This window comes from Streptomyces bluensis (genome assembly GCF_014650715.1).
In the GTDB taxonomy this organism is placed as follows: Bacteria; Actinomycetota; Actinomycetes; order Streptomycetales; family Streptomycetaceae; genus Streptomyces; species Streptomyces bluensis.
Genome location: NZ_BMVM01000009.1, coordinates 1 through 25,157, shown reverse-complemented (window position 1 = coordinate 25,157; position 25,157 = coordinate 1). Strand labels below are relative to the sequence as shown.

The 25,157-nt window shown below is 72.6% G+C and carries 18 protein-coding genes and 1 pseudogene; 14 read left to right on the top strand and 5 right to left on the bottom strand.

Translation table 11 applies throughout. From position 1 onward, the window contains the following. Window positions 1-76 precede the first annotated feature (76 nt). Window positions 77-1,498 carry an MFS transporter gene (locus IE262_RS22035; protein WP_189875892.1) on the top strand — a complete coding sequence of 474 codons (1,422 nt, stop codon included), beginning with the start codon at window positions 77-79 and terminating at the stop codon, window positions 1,496-1,498. 85 nt (window positions 1,499-1,583) lie between these two features. On the opposite strand, the gene IE262_RS22030 is transcribed toward IE262_RS22035, so the two are convergent. Next, window positions 1,584-3,020: a condensation domain-containing protein gene (locus tag IE262_RS22030; protein ID WP_189875890.1), complete on the bottom strand. Its 1,437-nt coding sequence runs from the start codon at window positions 3,018-3,020 to the stop codon at window positions 1,584-1,586. Between the two features lie 283 nt (window positions 3,021-3,303). Between IE262_RS22030 and IE262_RS22025 the strand changes: the two genes are divergently transcribed. From IE262_RS22025 to IE262_RS21965, 13 genes are all read left to right on the top strand, one after another. Beyond that, window positions 3,304-5,265: an HAD-IIIC family phosphatase gene (locus tag IE262_RS22025; RefSeq protein ID WP_189875888.1), complete on the top strand. Its 1,962-nt coding sequence runs from the start codon at window positions 3,304-3,306 to the stop codon at window positions 5,263-5,265. A gap of 13 nt (window positions 5,266-5,278) precedes the next feature. Next, the gene (locus tag IE262_RS22020; RefSeq protein ID WP_229877388.1) at window positions 5,279-5,644 is read left to right on the top strand and encodes a DUF6059 family protein; all 366 of its coding nucleotides are present in this window, start codon (window positions 5,279-5,281) and stop codon (window positions 5,642-5,644) included. Window positions 5,645-6,180: 536 nt separating this feature from the next. Then, window positions 6,181-7,977, top strand: a complete 1,797-nt coding sequence (locus tag IE262_RS22015) for a fatty acyl-AMP ligase (RefSeq protein ID WP_373305098.1) — start codon at window positions 6,181-6,183, stop codon at window positions 7,975-7,977. A gap of 3 nt (window positions 7,978-7,980) precedes the next feature. Further along, a complete protein-coding gene (locus tag IE262_RS22010; protein WP_189875885.1) occupies window positions 7,981-9,897 on the top strand; it encodes an acyl-CoA dehydrogenase family protein in 1,917 nt (638 codons plus the stop codon). Further along, entirely contained in the window at window positions 9,891-11,645 is a 1,755-nt protein-coding gene (locus IE262_RS22005; protein ID WP_189875883.1) for an acyl-CoA dehydrogenase family protein, read from the top strand. The genes IE262_RS22010 and IE262_RS22005 overlap by 7 nt, the downstream gene beginning before the upstream one ends. A gap of 46 nt (window positions 11,646-11,691) precedes the next feature. Then, entirely contained in the window at window positions 11,692-12,000 is a 309-nt protein-coding gene (locus IE262_RS22000) for an acyl carrier protein (protein ID WP_134043115.1), read from the top strand. Next, window positions 11,997-15,050, top strand: a complete 3,054-nt coding sequence (locus tag IE262_RS21995; protein ID WP_189875881.1) for a type I polyketide synthase — start codon at window positions 11,997-11,999, stop codon at window positions 15,048-15,050. The genes IE262_RS22000 and IE262_RS21995 overlap by 4 nt, the downstream gene beginning before the upstream one ends. A gap of 87 nt (window positions 15,051-15,137) precedes the next feature. Continuing rightward, a complete protein-coding gene (locus IE262_RS21990; protein ID WP_189875879.1) occupies window positions 15,138-16,181 on the top strand; it encodes a 3-oxoacyl-ACP synthase III family protein in 1,044 nt (347 codons plus the stop codon). A 117-nt stretch (window positions 16,182-16,298) separates the two neighbouring features. Further along, the gene (locus IE262_RS21985) at window positions 16,299-16,526 is read left to right on the top strand and encodes an acyl carrier protein (protein ID WP_134043124.1); all 228 of its coding nucleotides are present in this window, start codon (window positions 16,299-16,301) and stop codon (window positions 16,524-16,526) included. A 41-nt stretch (window positions 16,527-16,567) separates the two neighbouring features. Further along, entirely contained in the window at window positions 16,568-17,389 is an 822-nt protein-coding gene (locus IE262_RS21980) for a 2-oxo acid dehydrogenase subunit E2 (protein WP_229877387.1), read from the top strand. Then, window positions 17,370-18,275: a 4'-phosphopantetheinyl transferase family protein gene (locus tag IE262_RS21975; RefSeq protein WP_189875875.1), complete on the top strand. Its 906-nt coding sequence runs from the start codon at window positions 17,370-17,372 to the stop codon at window positions 18,273-18,275. The genes IE262_RS21980 and IE262_RS21975 overlap by 20 nt, the downstream gene beginning before the upstream one ends. A gap of 251 nt (window positions 18,276-18,526) precedes the next feature. Next, on the top strand, window positions 18,527-19,600 hold the full coding sequence (locus IE262_RS21970; protein ID WP_189875874.1) for an alpha/beta fold hydrolase: 1,074 nt from the start codon (window positions 18,527-18,529) through the stop codon (window positions 19,598-19,600). Window positions 19,601-19,677: 77 nt separating this feature from the next. Further along, a complete protein-coding gene (locus IE262_RS21965; RefSeq protein WP_229877386.1) occupies window positions 19,678-19,998 on the top strand; it encodes a hypothetical protein in 321 nt (106 codons plus the stop codon). Between the two features lie 43 nt (window positions 19,999-20,041). On the opposite strand, the gene IE262_RS21960 is transcribed toward IE262_RS21965, so the two are convergent. The 4 genes and pseudogenes from IE262_RS21960 to IE262_RS21945 form a co-directional block, all read right to left on the bottom strand. Beyond that, window positions 20,042-23,146: an AfsR/SARP family transcriptional regulator gene (locus tag IE262_RS21960; RefSeq protein WP_373305107.1), complete on the bottom strand. Its 3,105-nt coding sequence runs from the start codon at window positions 23,144-23,146 to the stop codon at window positions 20,042-20,044. A 38-nt stretch (window positions 23,147-23,184) separates the two neighbouring features. Continuing rightward, window positions 23,185-24,219: an AfsA-related hotdog domain-containing protein gene (locus IE262_RS21955; RefSeq protein WP_134043139.1), complete on the bottom strand. Its 1,035-nt coding sequence runs from the start codon at window positions 24,217-24,219 to the stop codon at window positions 23,185-23,187. 211 nt (window positions 24,220-24,430) lie between these two features. After that, the gene (fdxA, locus tag IE262_RS21950; protein WP_134043142.1) at window positions 24,431-24,751 is read right to left on the bottom strand and encodes a ferredoxin; all 321 of its coding nucleotides are present in this window, start codon (window positions 24,749-24,751) and stop codon (window positions 24,431-24,433) included. A gap of 124 nt (window positions 24,752-24,875) precedes the next feature. After that, window positions 24,876-25,157 (bottom strand): annotated as a pseudogene (locus tag IE262_RS21945) (2-oxoacid:ferredoxin oxidoreductase subunit beta); the annotation flags it as partial.

The following is a 25,157-nucleotide window of genomic DNA, read 5'->3' as shown; positions in this document are numbered from 1 at the left end:
TGCGTGGCGTGTCAGCTTGATTCGGCCGACCGGCTCCGTACGATGATTCACTCCCATCAATTCCGAGGCATGGTTGATGAGCCGACTGCGCGGACTCGGCATTCTGGTGGCAGTCATCCTTCCGTCCTTCATGACGGCGCTCGACAACACCATTGTCACCGTTGCCTTTCCGCACATTCAGGAAGAGCTGACGCTCAGCGACCCCGGTCTCAAGTGGGTTGCCGCGATGTACCCCCTGGCGTTTTCCAGCTTCCTCCTGCTGGGGGGCCGTTGCGCCGACTCCAGAGGGCGGCGCCCCACACTGCTGTGGGGCATCAGCCTCTTCACGGTCTCCTCACTGCTGTGCGGCCTGTCCACCAGCGGGCCGGCGCTGATCGCCTGCCGGGGTCTGCAAGGGGTCGGAGCGGCTCTCATCACGCCCGCCTCCCTCGCGGTGCTGTCCCACGACCTGCTTCCCCGCGCGCGCAACACCGGCGTCAGCGCACTGACCGCGGCGCTGTCCACCGCACTGGCCTGCGGGCCCGTGATCTCCGGCCTCATCACCGAACACCTGGGATGGACCTGGCTGTTCGCCATCAACGTGCCGCTCGGGGTCCTCTCGCTCCTCGTGGCGGTCGCGGCGATTCCTCAATCCTCCCCACGCGACGGCGCTGCCGATGCCGTGCGTGAGGCCCCCCGCTCCACTGTTCCCCTTCCCACGTTGGCGATGGCCTGTCTCTTCTTCGGCGGATTCGCCTACTGTCTGATCGAGGGGCCCCGCTTCGGTTTCACGGCCATGAGAATCGTCGTGCCAGGGATGATGGCCCTCATCTGTGCGACTGCCGTCGTCGTGACGGTGTCATCGGACAGGAATGCACCCCTTGTCGAGCTGCTTCGCCGACGGGCGTTCGCGGGAGGAATCGTCACCCAGTTGCTGTGGGGTCTGGGAGTCACGGGCGTTTTCTTCTTCACTTCGCAGTTCCTGCAGAACGTGCTTGATTTCAGCCCGACATTCGCCGGTCTGGCCCTCACGCCCGTGGCGTCAGCCCTCCTGGTGACCGCCGTACTGGTCCCGAGAATGTCCCGGCGGTGGGGCGACGACCGGGTATCGGCCGGGGGACTGCTTCTCGTGGCCCTGGGGCTGTTGCTCGTGGCCCGTGGCAGCGCGGCCGGCGGCTTCGCCGACCTGCTGCCCGGGCTGACAGCCATCGGCATCGGCTCCGCCATGGCCGTTCCGTTGACGACCCGGGCCCTGGAGTCCGCTCCTGTGCACACATCGGGTATGGCCGCCGGCCTGTTCAGCGCCACCCGCGAGGCTTCGGGCGTCCTCGGCATCGCCGTGGTCGGTGTGATCGTCACGTACGGGCAGCACGCGGCGGCCGCCACGGGAGCCGACGCCGACGGGGCGTTTCTCGCCGGGTACCAGGCCGGGCTCTGTACCGCTGCCGTGCTGGTGGCGATCGGCGCACCGGTGGCCCTGTGCGGGTTGCGACGTCCGCGACCACGGACGGGAGTCTGACGACAGGGCCCAGGACGGGGCCGAGTGTGCATCGCCCTGGCAGGCAAGGAGCGGCACACCCGGCGGTTTCCCCGGTGCTCCGCGTTCAGCCGACGGTGATCGGCTCGGGCTTCCGGTCGGCCAACCGCTTCTCGTGGGCCACCGAGACGATGATGTCGCGCAGCCGCTCGGTGTACCGCCGCATGTTGTGGTACGCGATGTCGGTGTCGGGGTAGCGGCAGGCGAACCACAGGCCCTCGTGGAGCCGGTTGAGCCACACGCACACCTGGTCCCCGTACGACACCCTCATCAGCCCGTAGACCGACAGTTCGGCCCAGCGGTCGGAGCCGGGCAGGGCACGCGCGTCGACGTACGAGACGATCGAGTACAGGTCGGGTGAGGTCGGGCGGAAGTCGGCGCCGAGCAGGCGCAGCACACGGGCCAGCGGAATGCGCGCCAGGGACCGGTTGGCCCGCAACTCGGCGTGCACGGCCCGCAGGGCGCTCGCGAAGTCGGGTGCGCGGGTGGCGGGAACCTCAAGCGGTGCGCCGCCGACGTACCAGCCCACGGAGTCCGACCACCGGGACTTCACCCGGGTGTGGAACGGCACCACCGTGCGGTAGACGGGCCCACCGCCGAGCTGGTGGACGATGAGGCTCGTGGCGGCCAGGATGCCGGCCGGACCTCCGCCGAAGGGCCGGCAGTACGCCTCGAAGGCGGCGGCGTCGTCCGCGTCCACGAGCATCTCGTTCATCAGCCGCTGGGAGGGGAGGGGCCCGCCGGGGGCCAGGCCGAGGTCGAGGGGGAAGTCCGGCAGCCGCCCGCCGCAGCGGCGGATGAACTCCCGCCAGCGGCCCACGACCTCGTGGTCGGCGTCGATCCGGTCCGCGTCCGCCCGCTCGATCTCGCAGAAGTCGACGTAACTGCCGGGCGGTGTCTGCTCCACGCGGCGGCCCTCGACGCCCGCCGTGTAGAGCTCGTGGATGTCGGCCGGGAGGCGCTGGACGGAGTACGAGTCGACGTTGCTGTGGTCGAAGGCCAGATACACGCTGGTGGAGTCGTCCCGGACCACCGCCGCGTAGAGGAAGTTCGGCCAGCGCAGCGCGTCCGCCGTGACGTCGAAGCGGTCCTGGAGGTACTGGGCGACCTCCGTCGCGTCGGAGAAGTCGCCGATGACCTCGCGGTGCAGGGACACCGCGTCCGCGTCGAGCGTGAACCGGCGCATCTCGTCGTCGGACTCGCCGGTCCAGCGGAAGCCGCTGCGCAGCGTCTCGTGCCGGAGCGTCCAGCCGCGCAGGGCCTCCTGAAGGATGTCGAGATCGACCGTGCCCGGGATGTCGAACGCCGCGCCCACCCAGGTCGGTACGAACAGCCCGTCCTCCCGCACCGAGCGGACCGTCCTGATGTGCGACTCCTGGATGTACGCCGGCGGCCGCGAGTCCTCCGGCAGGCTCGCCGCCGCCTCGACCGTCGCCGGACTGAGCGTCCACTCGACGAGCCGTCCGGGGCGGATCTCGCAGCGATGCATGTCGGTGATGCGCACGGGTGTCTCCGTTCACGGGTGGGGCAGATCCGGTCGGCCGGATCAGTCAAGGGAATGCCGCGCCCGCGACGGAAACCCACCGACACGTGCGGTATCCCGGCTTTTCAATGGATCGGGTGGCATGTCGAACAATGATGCGGCTGCCGGTGCAGGAGTGGCGGCCCTGGACCCCGGGGGTGCGCTTCCGGTCCGCTCAAGGGCCCCTTAAGACGTGCCGGGCAGGGTCGGTGCGGCCACCGGCAGGGGTGGTGAGCGACGCGCGATTCTGTGAAGGGGAGACACCATGGGCACGGTTGCGAGCACCGCCGTGGGCGAGCGGACCGGACCGCTGGACCGGCTGCGCGCCCTCCATGCCGAAGGACGCCTCGCCGGCGCGTACGACGAGGTGCCCGGTCTGCTGGCCGAGCTGGCCGCCACGGGGAATCCGGCCGGGCCGCCCGCGCCCGACCTGGTGCGCGCCGGACAGCTGCTCTCCCGCCTCGACGCGGAGGAGGTGCTGCGCGAGCACCCCGGCACCGACACGTTCTCCGTCGCCGTCACCGGCCATTCCACCCTCAGCGGGCTCAAAGCCCCGCTGACCGCCGAACTCGCCCGCCACGGAATGCTGCTGAAGCTGCACGAGGGCGACTACGACTCGTGGTACCGCGATCTCCAGGACACCGGCAGCGAGCTGTACGCCTCGGGTGCCGATCTGGCGCTGTGCGTGCTCGATCCGGACATTGTTTTTGACGAACTGCCGCATCCCTGGCTGGTGGAGGATGTGGAGCGGGTCACCGTCGCGAAGCTGGGGCTGATCCGGCAGCTCGCGGAGCGGTACGTCACGCACGGAGGCGGCACCCTGGTGCTCAACACCGTGCCGCTGCTGCGCACCCGGCTGCGCAGCCTGGTCGACTCCCGGTCGCGGGCCCGGCTCGGGGTCGTCTGGCGGGAGTTCAACGCGGGGCTGCTGCGGCTGGCGGCCGAGCACGACCGCGTCCACGTCGTCGACCTCGATCCGCTGATCGCCTCCTCCGGCCCGGTCAACGAGCCGCGGCTCGCCGCCTACGCCAAGGTGCAGCTCGGTGAGGAACTGCTGGCCGGTTACGCCCGCGAGGCCGGCCACCTCGCGCGTGCCCTGCGCGGACGCACCAAGAAGGTGCTGGTGGTGGATCTCGACAACACCCTGTGGGACGGCATCCTCGGCGACGACGGCCCCGACGGCATCGCCGCCGCCACCACCTACCGCGGTGAGGCGTTCGGCCGCTTCCAGAAGGCCGTCGGCCAGATCGGCGCCCAGGGCGTCCTGCTCGCGGTGTGCAGCAAGAACGACATCGAGCCGGTCCGCGCCGTGCTGCGCGACCACCCCGACATGGTGCTGCGCGACGGCGACTTCGTGCAGATCGTCGCCAACTGGGAGCCCAAGGACGGCAATCTGCTGGCCATCGCCCGCAAGCTCAACCTCGGTGTGGACAGCTTCGTCTTCGCCGACGACTCGCCGTTCGAGTGCGGGCTGGTGGCCCGCGGCCTGCCCGGTGTCGCCGTGGTCCGGCTCGACGAGGAACCCGCCCTGCACATCGAACGGCTGCTCGCCGATGGCTGGTTCGACCTGCGGGAGCTGACCGCCGAGGACCGCGCCCGGGCGACGCAGTACCGCACCGAGGCCGCCCGCCAGGACCTCATGGAGAGCGCGGGCTCCATGGAGGAGTACCTCGCGGAACTCGGCGTCGAGGTCACCCTCTCGCCCGTGGCGGACCACGAGATCGCCCGGGTCTCCCAGGTGACGCTGCGCACCAACCAGTTCAACCTCACGACCGAGCGGCTCCAGCAGGCCGACGTACGGGCCCGTCGCGACTCCGACGACGGGCTGGTGCTGGCGATCCGCTCCGCCGACCGGTTCGGTGACAACGGGCTGGTGGGGGTGGTCCTGGTGAGCGGCGTCGGCGCGGACGGTGCCGCGGACGGCGGCTGGCACATCGACAACATGCTGCTGAGCTGCCGGGTGTTCGCCCGCGGCATCGAAGAGGCCTGCCTGGCCGCCGTGCTGCGCGAGGCCGCGGAGCGCGGGGCCGGGGCCGTGCACGCCCGCTACCGTCCGACCGCGAAGAACCACCGGGTGCGCACCCTGTACCCGTCCGTGGGCTTCGCGGAGACGGGCGAGGACACGGACGGCACCGTGTCGTTCCGCCACGACCTGACCGGGGAGCAGCTGCCCACGCTGCCGGCACACGTCCGCCTGACGGCGGACTTCGGCCGGCGGGCGTCCTGAGGCGGGCGGCGGCATGGTGATGCGGCCCGGCATGCGGGGGCCGGGCATGCGGTGGCCCGGCATGTGGTGGTGGACCGTGCGCCGGGCGGCGTGGCGGGTCTGGCGGGGGACCGCCACGTTCCTGGCGGACGGCTTCGGCGCGCTCGCCGTCATGTTCGGCATGGTCCCGCCGGTCTCCGTGGACCAGGCCAAGCAGTGGTGGCTCGGTGACGGCGATCCCAGGGCTCTGGGCGGCATCCGCCCACTCGACGCGCCGCCGCGCGCCCATCCGGAGCGACTGGTCGCCGACACACCGCTCTCCCCGGGCGAACGGGAGTTGTGGGCGCAACTGGAGGGCCGCCCCGGGCGCGTGGGGAAGGAGCCCGGACGGCGGGAGTGACGGGAGCCGAGGGGTTGCGTTGCTGACGGAGCTGCCGGAGAAGCCGGTGAGGGAGCCGTGGGAGGGGTCGGTGACGGAACCTTGCGCGGGGGCTGGTGACGGCCCCCGCGTGGGGCCCGGTGACGGAGCCCTGCCTGGGGCTGGTGACGGAGTTGCCGGAGAAGCCGGTCACGGAGCCGTGAGCGGGGTCGGTGACGGAGCCCACGGGCTGGTGACGGAGCCCACGGGCTGGTGACGGAGCCCGGTGCACGGGCTGATCCCCGAGCCGCCAGAGAAGTCGGTGAGGGAGCCGTAGGAAGGGTCGGTGAACGGAACCCTGCTCGGGGGTCGGTGACGGAGGCCCCGCGTGGGGCCCCGGTGACGGAGCCCTGCGCGGGGCTCGTGGTCGAGCCGCAAGAGGGGCTTTAGAGGCGGGTCCGACCATCGGCACGACAGCTCCGGCAGGCAGTGCGGCCTGCCGGTCGGTCAGCCGTTCGGCCGGTGGGTTCAACCGGTTTCAACGCGATACGAGGCGCTTCGAGGCAAGGGGAATGACGGTGGCGGAATTCGGTTCATTCGCGGAGCTCGTGCTGACACGGTCGGACGAACGCGGCGACGGCGACGCGTTCCTGTTCCTCGCGGACGGAGTCAAGGGCAAGGAACCCGAACGGCTGTCCTATCTGGGCCTGGACCGCACGGCCAGGGACATCGCGTCCTGGCTCCAGGAACGCGGGCTGGCGGGACGTCAGATCCTGCTGCTGTACCCGTCCGGCCTGGACTTCGTCAAGGCGTTCGTGGGCTGCCTCTACGCCGGGGCCGTCGCGGTGCCCGCCCCGCTGCCCTCCGAGCAGGGCCAGCACTTCCGCCGGGTGTCCGGGATCGTCCGTGACGCCCGGGTCGGCGCGGTGCTGACCCTCGCCGAGCAGGCCCCCGAGGTGGAGGCGTGGCTGGCGGCCGAGGGCTTCTCGGACGTGGCCTGCCTGGCCACCGACCAGAGAACCGTCGGCGACGCGGACGCCTGGCGCGACCCGGGGCTGCGCCCGGACGACCTGGCCTTCCTCCAGTACACCTCGGGCTCCACCAGCGAGCCCAAGGGTGTGATGGTGACGCACGGCAACCTGCTCGCCAACGAGGCGGCCATCGCCCGCTCCACCGGCAACAACTCCGAGTCGACCGTCGGCGGCTGGCTGCCCTTCTACCACGACATGGGGCTCATGGGGCATGTGCTACAGCCGCTGTGGCTGGGCACCACCGGCGTCCTGATCCCTCCGGTGTCGTTCCTGCGCAAGCCCGTCCGCTGGCTGGAACTGGTCAGCGAGTACGGCGTGAACGCCAGCGCCGGACCCAACTTCTCCTTCGACCTGTGCGTCCGGCGCATCACCGACGCACAGCTGGAAGGGCTGGACCTGTCGTCGTGGCGCACGGCCTGCAACGGCGCCGAGCCGGTCAGGGCCGAGACCGTCAAGGCGTTCACCGAGCGCTTCGGGCCCTACGGCTTCCGGGCCGAGTCCATGTTCCCCTGCTACGGCATGGCCGAGACCACGCTGCTGGTGACCGGCATCCCCAGGAACCGCGGTGCGCTGCTGCGTGAGGTGGACGCCGCCGGTCTGGAGCGCGGTGTCGTCGAGGGCCCGTACCTGGGCGCCCCGCGGCGGACCCTGGTCAGCAGCGGTGTGGCACGGGCCGAGGACTTCGAGGTGCGCGTCGTCGACCCCGAGACCTTGGCCGAGCGTCCCGAGGGACAGGTCGGGGAGGTCTGGGTGCGCGGCGCCAGCGTGTCCTTGGGCTACTGGGAGCGGCCGGAGGTGAACGCGGAGATCTTCGGCGCGCGGATCGCGGGCCAGGAGGACCTCGGCACCTGGCTGCGCACCGGCGACCTGGGCGTCCTGGGCGACGGGGAGCTCTTCGTGACCGGCCGGCTGAAGGAAATGGTCCTCATCAACGGCCGCAACATCTACCCGTACGACGTGGAGGGCGCCGTCCGCGCCGTGAACCCGGCGATCGGCACCGGGGCCGTCTTCGCCGTCGACACCGGCGGCCAGGAGCACCTCGTGGTGATCCACGAGATCCGGGCCGCCGCGGCGGGCGCGGACCTGGAGACCGTCACCGCCGAGGTGCAGCGGCGCATCGCCAGGGAGTTCGCCGTGCCGGTCGGCACCGTGCTGTTCGTCCGCCCCGGCACCGTACGCAAGACCACCAGCGGCAAGATCCAGCGGACGCTGATGCGGAAGCTGTTCCTCGAAGGCGCGGTCACCGCGCTGCACTCCGTGCTGGACCCGGCGGTGGCGGCGCTCGTCGAGGCGGGCGCGCAGACCGCTCAGGCCGACGGCGCGGCGCCGGCTCTGGTGGGCTGAGGCATGGAGCATCCTCCCTACCGCGTCGCGCAGGAGCTGGAGTCGCTGCTCGGCGATCCCGAGGATCCCGGCACGGACTTCTCCCACGCCCGCTGCCTGGAACTGGACGAGAACGAGGAGTTCCCGGCGGACATCTGCCGGGTGCTGGAGAACTGGGGCCTCCAGGAGTTCTACATCCCGGCCGAGCACGGCGGACGGCTCACCGACTACGAGACCCTCATGCAGGTCATGCGGGTGGTGGCCCGCCGTGATCTGACCGTCGCCGTCGGGCACGGCAAGACCTATCTGGGCGGGGTGTGCGTCTGGATCTCCGGCACCCCCGAGCAGGGCCGCCGACTCGCCGAAGACATCCGGGCGGGCGTGCCCGTCTCGCTGGCCCTCACCGAGCGCGCCCACGGCAGCGACCTGCTCGCCGGGGACGTGCGGGGCGAGCCCGACGGTGAGCCCCACGGCGGGGGCGACGGCGAGCGCGACGGCGGGGGCGGTTGGCGCATCAGCGGCGAGAAGTGGCTGATCAACAACGCGACGCGGGGCAGTCTGCTCTCCGTCCTCACCCGCACCAGCCCGGACGGCGGGCCGCGCGGATTCACCGTCCTGCTGGTCGACAAGCGGCGCATGACCGAGGGCGAGCACTACCGCTGCCTGGACAAGATCCGCACCCACGGCATCCGGGGCGCCGACATCAGCGGGATCGCCTTCGACGGTGCCCCGGTGCCGGCGGACGCGGCGGTCGGCGGCGAGGGCGGCGGCGTCGAGACCGTGCTCAAGGCGTTGCAGCTCACCCGCACCATGTGCGCCTCGCTGTCGCTGGGCGCGGCCGACCACGCGCTGCGTATCGCGCTGGACTTCGCCGAGCGGCGCGAGCTGTTCGGGCGGCGTCTGGTGGACCTGCCGCAGGCCCGGCACGTACTCGCCCGCGCCGCGGCCGACGTACTGGCCGGGGAGGCGCTCGCCACGGTGGCCGCGCGGTCGGTGCACACCGTGCCCGACGAGCTGAGCGTGGTCGCCGCGGCCACCAAGTACCTGGTGCCCACCGGCACCGAGGCCCTGATCGGCGAGCTGACCCGGCTGCTCGGGGCGCGGGCCTTCCTGAAGGACGTCCACGCCCGGGGGATGTTCCAGAAGGTCGACCGCGACCACCGTATCGTCGGCCTCTTCGACGGCAACACCCTCGTCAACCTCAACTCCCTGGTCAACCAGTTCCGTTCGTTCGCCCGCGGCTGGCAGCGGGGCAGCGGTGACACGGCCGGTGCGGCGCAGGCGTTCGACCTGTCCGCGCCGCTGCCCCCGCTGGACCCGGCTCGGTTGTCGCTGGTGGCCAGGCGTGGCTCCGGCATCATGGCCACGCTGCCGGACTCGGTGGAGGCGCTGCGCTCCGAGGCCGCCCGGCGGCCGGAACTCAAGGGCGCGCTGGCCGCGGCGGAACGGTTCCTCGCCGTCACCGGCCGGGTCCACGAGGCCATGGACGCCCACCGCGCGGTGGTCTCCGACGTCCCGCCCGCCGCCTTCGACGTCGCCCGGCAGTACAGCCTGTGCCTGGCGGGCGCCGCCTCCCTCGGCCTGTGGGCGCACAACCACCGTGCCGCGAGCACCGGACGCACCGGACCGCTCTGGAACGACGGGGTGTGGCTGTGGCCCGTACTCGACCGTCTAATGACACGTCTGGGCGAGCCCGACGCGGGAGAGCCCGACGCCTACCCGGAACTGCTGGAGCAGCTGCGGGCGACCCGCACCGCGGGCGAACTGTTCTCGCTGCTGCCGTTCCGGTTGCCCGGGGGCACCCACGCGCCCACCGACGTGTCTGACCCGTCCGACGCATCCGGTGTATCGGACGCGTCTGACCGATCCGACGCATCCGCACACACCGACACCCGGGCCGCCGCGGGCGGTACCCGGACCTCCGAGGGGACGTCATGCTGAGTGAGCCCGCGGTCGACCCGGCCGCGCACGAGGCGCAGGAGAGCGCGGTCCAGGCCCGGGTCGCCGAGCTGGAGAGCCGTTTCGGCGACCCCGACGACCCGGCCAACCCGCTCGGCACCGCCGGGCTGCTGGCCGCCGACGAGGCCGGGGAACTGCCCGCCGCCGGTGAGCGGCTCCTGGACGACATCGTCCTCAACGCCGAGTTCGTGCCCGGCGAGTTCGGTGGGCGACTGGACCGGCTGGACTCCCTCGCACGCGTGATGCGGCAGGTGTTCCGGCGCGATGTGGCGCTGGGCCTCGGCTACGGCATCACATCCTTCATGGCCGCCGCCAACGTGTGGACGGCCGGGAGCGAGGAGCAGCGGCGCAGGCTCGCCGAGCTGCTGCTGGGCGGCTCCAAGGTCTCCGTCGCCTACCACGAACTGGCCCACGGCAACGACTTCGTCCGCAACGAGTTCCGGGCCGACCCGGTGGCCGGCGGCTTCCGGCTGCACGGCCGCAAGGAAGTCATCAACAACGCGGACCGGGCCGACGCCTTCGCCCTGTTCGGCCGCACCGACGACAGCCCCGGCAGCCGCAGCCACTCGGTGCTGCTGGCCGAACGGGACCAGCTCGACGCCGACCGCTTCAAGGTCCTGCCCCGCTACACCGCCGTCGGCGTACGCGGCTGCCGGCTGTCCGGGCTGGACTTCACCGACTGCCCCGTACCCGACAGCGCCCTGGTCGGCGCCCGCGGCCAGGGCGTCGAACTGGCCCTGCGCTCCTTCCAGATCACCCGCAGCGCGGTGCCCGGCATGGCCATCGGCGCCCTCGACAGCAGCCTGCGCACGGTGGTGCGGTTCGCCGTCGGACGCCGGCTCTACCGGCGGTCGGTCATGGAGATCCCGCACGCCTCCGCGACCCTCACCGGGGCCTTCCTCGACCTGCTCACCTGCGACAGCCTGGCGCTGGTCGGCACCCGTGCGGTGCACCTGCTGCCCGACGAGACCAGCGTGTACGCGGCGGCGGTCAAGTACCTGGTGCCCAAGATGCTCACGGACACCATGTACGACCTGTCGATCGTGCTCGGGGCGCGGTTCTACGTCCGCGAGGGCGAGTTCGGCATCTTCCAGAAGCACGTCCGTGACCTGCCGGTGCTCAGCCTCGGCCACGCCGGTTCCGCCGCCTGCCAGGCCACCATCATCCCGCAGCTGTCCCGGCTCGCCCGGCGCGCCTGGTTCTCCGGGGACGAGGCACCGCGGAGCCTGTTCCGCCCCCGGGAGCCCCTGCCCGGCGGCATCCCCTTCGACCGGCTCGCCCTGGCCAGTGGCCGGGACAGCCTGAGTGCCTCCCTCGTCGCCGCCGCCGACGACCTGCCCAGCGGCTCCCCCGAGGAACTCGCGGTGCAGGGACTCGTCCTGCGGATGCTGGACGAGCTGCGGCAGCTCCAGGAGGACAGCCTGAACCTGTCCCCCCAGGACCGCACCGCACTCGCCGGCCCGGCGAGCTTCGCGCTCGCCGACCGCTACACGGTGGTCCTCGCGGCGGCGTCCGTCCTGGGCGTCTGGCGCGGGGCACGCGACGGCGACGACCCCTTCCTGGCCGACCCCGCCTGGGCGGCCGCCGCACTGCACCGGCTGGCCCGCCGGCTCGGGCAGCGCCCGGCCGACCTGCCGCCCGGGTGCGAGGGCCGGGTGCACGAAGAAGTGCTCCGGCGCTTCCACGAACGCCGCAGCTACGACCTCTACGACACCCCGCTGTCCGGCTGACCGCCGGCCGGCCGGACCCGACGCGCCTTCACCGAGGAGTTGCACCATGTCCGTTCCCGCGACCGACCCCACCGCGAACACCGAGGCCACCGCTCCCACCGCCGAGTCGCTGAGCAGCTGGCTCGCCGACCGGATCGCCCTGTACCTCAAGCGGTCGCCGTCCGAGATCGAGCCCACCGTGCCGCTGGCCGAGTACGGGCTGGACTCCGTGGCCGCGCTGAGCCTGTGCGGTGACATCGAGGAGGACTTCGACCTCGTCCTCGAACCCACGGTGGCCTGGGACTACCCGACCATCGAGGCGCTGGCCGGTCACCTCGTCGAGGAACTCCAGTCCACGGAAGGCGGGAGCCGATGAGGCCGGTCGCCATCGTCGGCATCGACTGCCGCTTCCCGGGGGCGCCCGACGCGGGCGCCTACTGGGACATGTTGATGCGGTCCGGCGACGGGGTCGACAAGGTGCCCGGGCAGCGCTGGAACGCCCGCGAGTTCCACTCGCCCACCGGCGAGGACGGACACTCCAACACCACCGAGGGCGGCTTCATCTCCGACCCGGACGCCTTCGACAACGAGTTCTTCACCGTCTCCCCGCGCGAGGCGGCGGCGATGGACCCCCAGCAGCGGCTGCTGTTGCAGTGCGCCTGGCGTGCCGTCGAGGACTCCGGCGTCGCCCCGCAGCGGCTGGCCGGCACCGACACCGGCGTCTTCGTCGGCATCATGGGCAACGAGTGGGCGCAGCTCCACATGACCGACTACGCCCGGGTCACCGCCCAGCTCGGCTCCGGCAACGGCTACTGCATGACCGCCAACCGGATCTCGTACCACCTCGACCTCAAGGGGCCCAGCCTGGCGGTGGACACCGCCTGCTCCTCCTCGCTGGTCGCCGTCCACCTCGCCTGCAACGCCCTGCTGGCGGAGGAGTGCGACACCGCGATCGCCGCGGGCGTCAACGTGGCGCTCACCCCGGCACTCGGCATCTTCTACACCCAGGCCGGGCTGTCCTCCCCCGACGGACGGTGCAAGCCCTTCAGCGCCGACGCCGACGGCATCGGCCGGGGCGAGGGCGTCGGCGCGGTGGTGCTGCGCCGGCTGGAGGACGCCATCGCCGACGGCCAGCCGGTGTACGCGGTGATCCGCGGCACCGCCGTCAACCAGGACGGCCGCAGCAACGGCATCACCGCCCCCAACCGCTGGTCGCAGCAGGAGGTGGTGTCCGCCGCCTACCGCCGGGCCGGAGTCGAGCCGTCCGAGGTCGCCTTCACCGAGGCCCACGGCACCGGCACCGTCCTCGGCGACATGATCGAGGTCAAGGCCCTCGGCCATCTGCACGCCGGCCGCTCCGGCCGCCCGCTGGCCATCGGCTCCGTCAAGGGCAACATCGGGCACACCGAGGGCGCGGCGGGCATCGCGGGCCTCATCAAGGTCGCCCTGTCGCTGCACCACAAGGTGGTCCCCGCCAGCCGGTTCGCGGCCAAGGAGAACCCGGCCCTGAAACTGGCCCAGCAGGGGCTACGGCTCCTCAAGGCCCCGCTGCGCCTGCGTTCCGGGCCCACGATCGGGGGCCTGAGCAGCTTCGGGATGGGCGGCACCAACGCCCACGCCCTCCTGGAGTCGGCGCCCGCGCACGCCGCACGTCCCGAGGCGGCCGGCCCCGAGTCCGGATCCACCGGCCAGGGGAACGCCGCGGGTCTGGGCACCGGGGTCTTCACCCTGACCGCCCCTTCCCTGGAGGCGCTGCGCCGCAACCTGCTGGTGCAGGCCGACGCCGTACAGCGGCGCAGAACGCCGGTCGGGCCGCTGTGCTGGAGCAGCAACCGGGCCAAGACGGGTCACCGTCACCGCTTCGCGCTGCCCGCCACGGACACCGGCGAACTGGCCGCGGGACTGCGCGAGGCCGCCGCCGACGACGACCTGCTGGCCCGGCTCTCCGGCCGGCCCACGGGAAAGCCGCGGGTGGCGCTGCTGTTCACCGGGCAGGGCTCGCAGTACCCGGCGATGACCGCGCGGCTGTACCGGCAGTCGCCGCTGTACCGGCGGTTCCTGGACGAGGCCGACACGGCACTCGCCCCGCACACCGGTGGCTCGGTGCGCGACCTGCTGCTCTCCGGCGACGAGGCCGTGCACCGCACCGGCTGGACCCAGCCCGCGCTGTTCGCCGTCGAGTACGCCCTGGCGGCGAGCCTCACCGAACTCGGGGTGCGGCCCGCCCTGTTGCTCGGGCACAGCGTCGGTGAGTACGCCGCCGCCGTGCTGGCCGAGGTCTTCCCGCTGGAGCACGCCGCCCGGCTGATCGCCGCAAGGGGCGCCCTCATGGAGGAGCTGCCCGAGGGCGGCGGGATGCTCGCCGTACGGGCTCCGCTCACCGAGCTGACCGAGCTCGTGGACGCGGAACCCCTGGTCGGCGTGGGCGCGGTGAACGGCCCCCAGGCCACCGTGCTCTCCGGGGACATGGCGGCGCTGGAGCGCATCGAGGACAAGCTCGGCGGACGGGGCGTCAGAACCCGGCGTCTGGAGGTCTCCCACGCCTTCCACTCGCCGCTGATGACGCCGATGCTGGACCGGTTCGCCGCGCTCGCGGACGAGGTCGGCGGCGGCGTCCCCCAGCTCCCGGTGTACTCCACCCTGCGCGGACGGGTGCTGGAGGCCGAGCCGATGGACGCCAAGTACTGGACGGAGCACATCGGCGCCCCCGTGCTGTTCGGCGACGCCATGACGCGGCTGCTGGAGGCCGGGCCCACCCACCTGGTGGAGGTCGGCCCCCGTCCCGTGCTCACCGGCATGGCGCGTGCCCTCGGCACCATCGCCGGGGAGGGCGCGCACACCGTGGCTCCGGTGCCGGGCGAGGACGGTGACGGCCGGGCGTTCGCCGAAGCCGTGGCCGAACTCTTCCGCGGCGGGCTCGACCCGCGGTGGGACCAGGCGTACCCGGAGGAGGAGCGGGTGCCGCAGCGGCTGGCGCCGTACGCGTTCTCCGACACCCACCGGTTCTGGACCCGTAACCCCGTACGGGCCGCCGCCTCCGCGGACCTCGGCATCGTGCCCGACGACACCGCGCACACCGTGCGGCCGTACCCGCAGAAGCAGTCGGCCGCCGGTGGGCACGGCGCCGTCCGCACGGCCGTGCTGCCCTCCGCCGGGGCGGACCAGGCGGCGGATCCGGTGGCCCGTACCGTGATCGAGGCCGTCGCGGAGGTCGGCGGATACGCACCGGACGAGGTGTCGGCGCTCTCCCTGCTCTACGAGGACCTCGGCTTCGACTCGGTGATGGTCATGGAGCTGAAGGACCGGATCCAGGAGCGGCTGAGCGGCCTTGAGGAGATGAGCGTGCAGGATCTGCTGCCGCGGTTGTCGTCCGTCGGCGATCTCGTCGGCTATCTCCAGGACCGGACCGACTCGGCCGTGGCCTGACCGCTCCGCGAACCCGCCCCGCGAACCCGCTCCGCGGGCGGGTTCGCTTTCTCCGCCCCGGACCAGGCCCTAGGAAGGACCCCTCCCATGCAGTCACCCGAGCAAGCCTCCTCACCCCCCGTCGCCCACCTCGCCGGGGTCGGTACCGCCCTGCCGGGCGACCCCGTCGACAACGCGATGCTCGCCCGGACGCTCGGCGTCAACGAAGAGTGGATCGACGTGTTCATCGGTACCCGGACCCGGCACTTCGCCCGGGACCTGGTCAGCGGTGAGGTGCGCTGGTCGCTCGCCGACCTGTGTGCGCGGGCCGCCGAGCAGGCGATCAGCGACTCCGGACTCGCCCCCGACGAGATCGACTTCGTGGTCATGGGCACCGCCACCCCGGACCACCTCATGCCCGCCACCGTCAACCACGTCGCCGACCAGCTCGGCCTGGACCAGATCCCCACCTACCAGCTCCAGTCCGGCTGTGCGGGCGCCGTCCAGGCCCTGGAACTGGGCCGCACCCTCGTCACCGGCGGCGGGCACCGGGCCGGTCTGGTGATCGGGGGCGACGTCTGCAGCAAGCACCTGGACCTCGACCGGGACCTGTCCGGGGCGGCCCCCAGCGACCTCGTCAACTACGTGCTGTTCGGGGACGGAGCCGGTGCCGCCGTGGTCACCTCCGAGGCGCGCGGACAGCGGCTCGCCCTGCGCGGCGTGCTGAACCGGTTCACCGGTCTGGGCCGGGAACCCGGCCAGGTCATCGACTGGTTCGGGCTCGCCGACCGGTACGACGACCGGCAGGCCGTACGGGAGGACTACAAGGCCATCGAGGAGTCCGTCCCGGTCATGGCCGTGGAGATCCTCTGGGAGCTGCTGGAGGACCTCGACTGGTCCCCGGAGCAGGTGGACTTCCTGCTGCCGCCGCAGCTGTCCGGCCGGATGACACGACGGATCACCGAGCAGCTCGACCTGCCCGACGCCGTCGAGGTGTCCTGCGTCGCCGACACCGGCAACAACGGCAACGCCCTGCCCTTCCTCCAACTGGAGGCACTGCTGGGGAAGATCGGGCCCGGCCAGCGTGCGCTGGCGGTCGCCGTCGAGTCCAGCAAGTGGATCAAGTCCGGTTTCGCACTCGAAAAGATCTGACGTCGGAATCATCTGATTCAGCCGAATCGGCTCAATCGGCTGAATCAGCGAATCAGCGAAATCAACGGATCTTCCGTATCTGCCGTTCGTACGCACCCGCCCGGGAGGGCCGCACCGATGCACACCATCGACGACTTCGTCCGTCTCGTCAGGGACGAGCTCGGCATGCCGCTGGAGGAGCACCAGGTCTCCGCCGATCTCGACCAACTGCCCGAATGGGACTCGCTGTACCTGCTGAAGCTGGTCACCGCCCTGGAGCAGGCCACTGGTCGTTCGCTGCCCGTCGGCAGACTGCTGGAGGCCCGCAGCCTCGGCGAGATCTACCAGCTGGCGGCGCCGGCGTGAGCGGGTTCCGGGACGGCGGGACCCGTTCGTCCCCCGCTCACGTGCACCCCGAGCGCCGGCGCCGGCACACCCTGTACTTCCTGGAACACGCCGCCCGGCAGCGGCCCGTGCACCTCGACACCGACATCGACATGACCCGGATCGAGGCCCACCGGGCCGCCGCCCGGGCCACCGGTCTGCGCTACTCCGTCGTCACCTATCTGCTGCACGCCACCGGCCGCGTCCTGCACCGCCACCCGGAGGCCAACGCGGCACTGGTCCCGGCGCGGCTGTTCGGGCTGCGCGGACCACGGACCGTACGGTTCGCGGAGGTCACCGCCAAGCTGGCGCTGGACCGCACCGTCGACGGGGAGCGGACCGTGCTGTCCGCGCTGCTGCCCGCCCTGGAGAGCGCCGGCCTGGACGACATCCAGGAGCGCGTCGACCGCTACCGCGGACCCGGCACCGAGCAGCTGCCCGAGTTCCGCGGCGTCCGGTTGCTCGGCCGGCTGCCCGTACCGCTCGGGCGGCTCGCCTTCGCCGCCGTACTGCGTGACCCGCGCCGCCGGCCGGATGTCCTCGGCACCGTCGCCGTCAGCTCGCTGGGCCACCGCCCGGTCGACGGCTTCCACTCCAGCGGCGGCACCGCGGTCACCCTGAACGCGGGCCGCGTCGCGGACCGGCCGGTCGTCCGGGACGGGCAGCTCGCCGTCGCCCCGGTGATGCGGCTCGGACTCACCTTCGACCACCGGGTCATCGACGGCGCCACCGCCGCCGACGTCCTCGGTGACCTCAAGGACGCACTGGAGGGCTTCGATGACGGCGCGGAGGAGGACGGCACCCAGCCCCTCGCTCGGGGAGCCGGTGCGCATCTCCGGCCGTGACGGAGGCTGGGACCGGGTCCGCGCGGACCTGGAGGAGCACGCGGTCGCGGTGCTGCACGCCCGGCTCGCCGACTGGCGGCCGGACGGCGTGGGCGGCCCGCGGCTGCGTGCCCTGCTGGGCCGGGACTGGGACCGGTATCTGGAGCTGGCGCATCCGCACGTGCGGATGCGGTTCGCCGCCTCCCGGGCGCTGCTGAAGTACGCCGCCGCGGTGGCGCTGCGGGTGCCCCCGCACACCGTCGAACTCGGCTACGGCCTCACCGGCCGCCCCTGTCTGCGGGGGTGTGACGCGGTGGACATCAGCCTCAGCCACACCGAGGACCTGCTGCTCGTCGGGCTCTCCACCAGGGGACTGATCGGGGTGGACGCCGAGCGGGCGGACCGCCCCCTCTACACGCGCGGGCTGCACCGTAACGTCTGCACACCCCACGAGACGGCCGCCCTGGAGCAACTCCCGCACCACAGGAGGGGCGCCGAGCTGGTGCGCCTGTGGACGCTCAAGGAGGCCTACAGCAAGGCCATCGGGCAGGGGCTGAGGCTCCGCTTCACCGAGTTCGGCTTCGGCGGCGGCGACGGGCCCGAACCCGTCAGGGTCCTGACCCCCGAGGGGGCACCCGGCACCGGGGACGAATGGCAGTTCCGCACCTTCTCGGTGGATGGCGAACGCGTGGACGGTGAATACGTGGACGGCGGTTACGTCGTCAGCGTCGCCGCGAGCGACGCCGGCTTCGGCGGCACCCGGGACACGGCGGCGCGCACCCTGCTCGATCCGCTCGTGATCGAGGCGGTGACGGAGGCGCTCGGCGACGACGCGGAGCCCGAGGGCGAGGGCGAGGGCGAGGACGAGGCCGGGGCCGGGGGACAGGGCGACCTCCTGGGCTGGTGAGGGGGTGTCGGGGCTGGCGGGGCTGTCGGGGCTGTCGGGGGCAACGGGGCTTAAGCCGTCCGACAAGCGGGGCTTAAGAGACGGCGGGCAGCATCGGGTCCTGAGGCGGGGCGCCCCGCCGGGGAACGTCCCCCGCTCCCGGCGGGCGCCCCGCCTCTCCCCGTACGACCGGACAGCCCGCCCGCAGCCGGTACGACCAGGAAGGCCTCCGAGCCCTCCGGGCCGCATCCCGGAGGAGACGGAGAACAGCCATGGACCATCTCGCGGAACTCAAGGAATTCGCCCGGCTGCACGCCCGTGGCCAAGGGATCAGCGAACGCCAGGTCGCGGCCGTACTGCCCCGGATCACCAACGACGAGCCCGGACACCCCGAGTCCTGGGCGCGGGTGTGGACCGCCGAGGCCGACCGGCTGGCCGCCGCGGGCCGCCCACTCGACGCCTGCCGCCGCTACGCCCTCGCCCGCTTCCCGTACCACGGCGACGACGACCGCAGGGAGGCCCAGGACAACTGTGTGCGGTCCTTCGACGCCTGGCGCCGCCGGCGCGGCATCGACCGAATGGTCCTCAACCACCCGGACGGCACGTTCGCCTGCTGGGCGAGCGGACTCGACGCCCGCCGGCCACGGCCGCTGGTCCTGATCATGGGCGGTATCGTCAGCGTCAAGGAGCAGTGGGCACCCCTCCTGCCCCGGCTCGCCCGCCTCGGGTACGCGGGGGTCGCCACCGAGATGCCGGGCGTCGGCGAGAACACCCTGCGCTACCACGCCGATTCCTGGCGGCTGGTGCCCTTCCTGCTGGACCAGCTGGCCGACCGCGCCCGGGTGACCCGCACCTCCGTTCTCGGCCTCAGCTTCAGCGGCCACCTCGCACTGCGCGCGGCGGCCGAGGACGCGCGCATCCACAGCATCCACACCGTCGGCGCCCCGGTGGCCGGGTTCTTCACCGACCCCGACTGGTGGCCCCGGGTGCCCGGCATCACCGTCGACACGCTGTGCCGGCTCACCGGCGCGCCCGACCACGACGAACTGCGGGCCCGGCTCGCGGGCTTCGCGCTCGGCCCGGAGGTACTGCGCGCCGTCGACGTTCCGGTCGCGTACGTCGTCAGCTCCCGGGACGAGATCATTCCTGCCACGGAACGCCGGCTGCTCGGTTCCCTGCTGCCGCAGGTGCGTTTCAAGGAGTTCGACGACGTCCACGGTTCGCCCGCGCACCTGGGCGCCATGCGGAAGTGGCTGATCGGGTCGCTGCTGCGGGCCCGGATCACGAACCGGGCCGGCCGGACGTCGGGTCCGGCGCGCCGGCCGCGGGTGCCCTCCGCCGAGTGAACGATCCACCCTCGCGCGTACGTCCCTTGCTCGCTTCCGGCGCGTCCCCTCGCAACACCGACCCAAAGGTGGCTGCCATGCCTTTCATGTCCCCTGTGCCGTCTGTGTCGTCCGTGCCGCCCCTGTCGTCCGTGGCCTCGGTGGCCTCCCTGAAGAGCCTCCCTTCCCCCTCCTCCCCGGCCCCGGTGTTCGCGCCCTGGCGCGACACGTCGGCCGGTCAGGCGCTGCCGTGGCGTTCCCTGGCGTCGCTGGGACTCGAACCAGACGCGGGAGCCCGGCGTGCCGCCCCCGCCCCCGCCGCCGTCAGCGGGACGCGGCGCGCACCGGACGTCGTCGAGTCCGCGCCCGTCCCCTCCCGCACCATCTCCGGCCACCGTCCCGTACGGCGGCAGGCCTGACCCGTGGCCCCCGTCACGCGGTGGGCCACGGGCTGACGCGACGTCAGGCGGCGCCCGCCCGGGCGAGGGCGGGGGCGGCGGCAGGGGCCGCCGTTCCGATGAGCCACATGCCCGGCCGGACCTCGACCGCGTGGGCGCTGTGGGCGGGGCGGCGGGGAGTGTCCGTCGTCAGGCGGGCCGCGGTGCGGCGGATGTACTCCGCCCAGCGGCGGTCACCGAGCCGTTCCGCGGCGCGCCGGCCCTGCGCCAGCTGACGGATCGCCGCCTCCTCGCGGCCCTGCCGCAGGTTGACCAGGGCCAGCCCGTTCAGCGCGGCCACCACGCCCCGTGAGTCCCCTCCCGCCGAACACAGGGCCAGGGCCCGCCCGTACCGCCGCGCCGCCGCACCCAGGCGGCCCTGGCCGAGCAGGATGTCCGCCACACCGATACGGCAGCGCGCCGCCCCGATCCGGTCACCGGCCAGCTTGAAGGCGTGCTGGGCGTCGGTGTAGTGCCGCACCGCCCGGTCGGCCTCGCGACGCTGCCAGGCGAGGTCGCCCAGCGAGTACCGGATCGCCGCCTCCGCCTCGGTGTCGCCGGCGCGCACGGCGGCGTCCAGCGCGAGGCGGTGGGTCTCCTCCCAGTCCTCCCAGGCGGCGCAGGCGTGGAAGTACCCCTCGGTGGCCCCCGCGAGCTGCCACACCAGGGGCCAGAGCCCCGCCGCGTGCGTCTGCCGCACCATCTCCACCAGGCCCGTGGCCTCCTCGCGGAACCAGCGCAGAGGGTTGGCCCCGACGATCCTCTCGGCGTCCGGCTCCGTAACCGCGGGTACGGGTTCGGGGCCGGTTCGCCAGTCCCTCCCGGGGGTGAGCCGCCGGTCCGCGTGGCGGGCCAGGGCCGCGTAGGTCCGGCCCAGCCGTTCGACGGCGCCCCGTCGCGTCCGGGCGCTGTCCGCCTCCCCGTCGACCAGGTCCGTGGCCAGCACCCGCAGCAGCGAGTGGAAGGCGTAGCGGACCGTGTTCCCGTCGGTACGGGCCTCCAGCAGCTGGGCCCGTACGAGCTCCTCGGCCGTCTCCTCCGCCACCGAGCGGTCCGTGTCCAGCAGGGCCGCGGCGGTCCACACCGCGAAGTCGGGCGCCGGGGCCAGGGACAGCAGCCGGAACGCCCGTTGCAGCGCCGGACCGACCTCCTGATACCCCGTCAGCAGACTGGAACGGAGGTCGAGGTCGCCCTCGCGCAGCACGCCGAGCCGGGTCCGCTCGTCGCGCAGGCGCCCCGCGAGCGCGGCGGGCGTGGTGTGCGGGCGTGCCGTGAGGGCCGCCGCCGCCACCCGCAGCGCCAGCGGGAAGCAGCCGCACAGCCGGGCGATCTCGGCGACCGCCACCGGATCCCGCGCCATCCGCTCGCCTCCCGCGGCGAGCAGCAGTTCCACGGCCTCGTCCGGCCGCACCGTGTCCAGCAGCAGATGCTCCGCGCCGTCGACCGCGGCGGCACTGCGGCGGCTGGTGAGGATCACCGCGCAGTCCGCGGCGGCCTGGAGCAGCGGCCGTATCTGTTCCACCGACACCGCGCCGTCCAGGACGAGCAGCAGCCGCCGCCCGTGCAGGGCCCGCCGCAGCCGGTCCGTCACCTCCTCGGGATCGGTCGAGGGGGAGCCCGGCGTGTCGTCACCGAGGCGGCGCAACAGGGTCGCCCCGGCCTGTGCGGCGCTCAGCGGGCGGCCCTGCGGTCCGCGCAGCCTCATCAGCAGCTGACCGTCCGGGAACAGGTCGGCGATCCGGTGGGCGAGTTGTAGTGCCAGCGAGGTCTTGCCGACGCCGGCCGGCCCGGACACGGCCAGCACTCGCACCGCCGGGCGCCCGGCGCTGCCGCGCAACGCCCGTTCCCCGTGGGCCAGTTCCTCCTCTCGGCCGACGAATCCGGGGGGCGCGGCGGGCAGCACCGGAGGCGCACCGGGGGCGGGCAGCGGCCTGCCCCCTTCCGGCCCGGCGTGCCCGGCCTGCCGCGCCTGCCCGGCCTGTCGCGGCATCCCGTTCAGTGCGGTCTGCGTGGTCTGCGTGGTCTGCCCCGTCCGCGTGGGTGCGCGCCGGGACGCCTCAGGGTCGCGGGCGGTGCCGCCGTCCCGGCCCGCGCCGCTCGCACCGGTACTGGTACGCGTACCAGCAGCAGGACCAGTACGCGTACCAGCGCCGGCTGCAGTGGGTGCCGTGCTCCTGTCGGCCGCGTCCCGGGGCGGGTGCCAGTCCAGTGACGGGTCCCGGCGCAGGACACGTTCGTGCAGCCGGGAGAGGCCGGGGCTCGGCTCGACACCCAGCTCCTCCACGAGGGAGCGGCGCAACCTGCCGTACACCCGCAGGGCGTCGGATCCGCGGCCGGTCCGGTACAGCGCCACCATGAGGTGCGCGTGGAGGGTCTCCCGCAGGGGGTGCTCGTTGGCGAGGGCCAGCAGTTCCCCGGCGAGCTCCTGGTGACGGCCCAGCCGCAGATCGGCGACGATCCGCTGTTCCAGGACCTCCATCCGCAGCTCGTCCAGACGGATGGCCGCGGACTCCAGCCGTACGCCGTGCGGGATTCCCGACAGGGCGGGCCCCGTCCACAGGGCGAGCGCGTCGTGCAGCAGCCGGGAGGCGCGGCCGAACTCCCCCTCCTGATACGCCGTACGGCCCTCGGTCCGCAGCCGCTCGAAGCGGGGCAGGTCGAACTCCCCCTCGGGAATCTGGAGGAGGTAGCCGGGCGCCCGGGTCAGCAACTCGCCGGCGGACCCTACGTCACGCCTGCCGCCTCTACGCGCGTCACCTCTACGCGCGTCACCTGTGCGCATGTCATCTCTACGCGCGTCACTTGTCCGCATGTCGCCTCTACGCGCGTCACTTGTGCGGATATCGCCTCTACGCGCGTCATGTCTACGCGCGTCATGTTTGTCGAAGGCGTCACCGCCGTCGTCTTCGTCTCTGCCGTCGGCGAGCACCTTGCGCAGCTGGGACACGTACACCTGGAGCGTGGTGGTGGCGGTACGGGGCGGTTCCGTCCCCCAGAGTTCGTCGATCAGGCTGTGCACCGGGACCACTTCGCCGGCGTGCACCAGGAGGGTGGCGAGCAGTGCGCGTGGTTTCGCCGCGGACGGGGTGCGAGGTGACAGGCTCACCGGCCCCAGTACCCGAAAACGCATCATGGGCTCCTTGATCATGGTGGCGCGAGGCCCGTCGGTCAGCAGTCCTGGAGCAGGACGGTCGAGGCGGTGCACAGAACCCGGCTGCCCTGACTGAAGGCGAGCCGGGTGCGGACGGTGGGCCGCCCCGCGTCGTCGCGGGCCGGATCCTGCGAGGTGACCGTGCACGTCACCGGAAGGTCGGAGTCCCCGAAACCGCGGAAGGACACCCGCAACCGGGTCATGACGGCGTGGGCGGGCCGCAGCCCGTGCTGTTCCGCGGCGACGAGCAGCGAGGCCTGCCGGGACGCCTCCAGGAACACCCGGCCGGGGACGTGGTCCTCGGGCGAGGCACCGAAGACCTCGTGGCCGGGCTCCGGAGCCAGGGGCAGTACGAACTCCCCGTGGGTGACCCGCAGCGGCGGGCCCACGAGGACGTTCCGCGGACTGCCCCGCCCCACCAGTTCGGGCCTCACCGCGGGCTGTTCCGTCTCGGCCGCCCCGCCGGGGGAGGTGCGGGACAGTGGGGGCCGGGAGGCCGGTGTGGTGCTCCGGAGGCTCTCCTGGCGGCCGAGCTCGCGGTGCGACCGGTACTCCTCGGGCATCAGGAACTGAAGCCGTGCGGAAGCCCGCCCGCAGCTGACGCCGTCGATCGCCACGTCGCTCCGGCAGTCGAGGACGCGCGGGACCCCGTCCACCACGTCCACGGGGGTCAGGGTGATGTCGAGCGTGATGTGGGCCGGGCGGCCGGTACGACGCCACGGGGCGAGGTCCAGGACGTCGAGCCCGCTGGAGTCGAAGATCGCGCGTCGGTCGGGAGGGACCCGGAAGTACTGGTGGGCGACGAAGTGGATGGCCTGGCACAGGGTCTCCGCGACGAAGAGCAGGTCGTGAAAGGTCCCCGGCCCGTCATTGAACGTCCCGTGCCGGCTCGGCAACTCGGCGGAGAGCGCGAAGTGCTGCTCCACCGGCGCCGTGGCGTCCAGCAGGAAGCCCTCCGGGGTGTTGGGTTTGTGCAGCAGGTGCAGCGGCGCGGTCAGCCCCGTGGGGCCTGGTGCGGACGCTGTGGGCTGAGGCGTGAGAGCGGTGTCCATAGTCAGCTCCTTCTGCGGGTCCCCCGTGGTGCGCGAGGCACAAGGTCGGCGCGCACAACGCCACAGGGCGGTGGCGGGATTCCGCCACCGCCTCCACGGTGTCGTGGACCACTGGTATCGGCCTGTATCTGGCCTGGAGCCGGACTGGATCCCAGCGGAAAACGAGCTGCCCGCGGTCGGACTTCGTGCTGTACGACGCGTTCTACGCGGTCTACGCGACCTGCTCCGCCAAAGCGGAGACCAGGGGGTGGTCACTGGGGAGCGGACCGGCCGCGCTCGCTCCGCCGGGCGACCCGAGGCCGGCGAACACCTCGGCGTCGGCCGTCCGGTACCCACCCCACTCGTCCGGGACGTCGTCGTCGTAGAAGATGGCCTCCACCGGGCAGACGGGTTCACAGGCGCCGCAGTCGACGCATTCGTCCGGGTGGATGTAGAGCTTTCTCGGCCCTTCGTAGATGCAGTCGACCGGGCACTCGTCGATGCAGGCCCGGTCCTTGACGTCGACACAGGGCTGCGCGATCACGTATGTCATGTGGCCCCTCCCCGGGGGTGTGGCGGTGTACGGCGGTTTGCAGCGGTTTGCAGCGGTTTGCAGCGGTTTGCAGAGTTTCACTGCTGTCTATGGCGTATCAGATGGACCTGGCGAATCGGGTGGATCAGCCGACGACTGTCCAGGTGTCTCCGCCGGTCAGCAGTGCGGTGAGGTCTCCCTTGCCGTTCTGTTCGATCGCGGTGTCCAGTTGGTCGGACATCTGGTGGTCGTAGACGGGTCGGGTGACGGAGCGGAGGACGCCGATGGGGGTGTGGTGGAGGGTGTCGGGGTCGGCGAGGCGGGAGAGGGCGAAGGCGGTGGTGGGGGAGGCGGTGTGTGCGTCGTGGGCGAGGAGGTGGGGCTCGTTGTCGGGTGTCACGGTGGTGATGGTGAGGTCGCCGGTGGT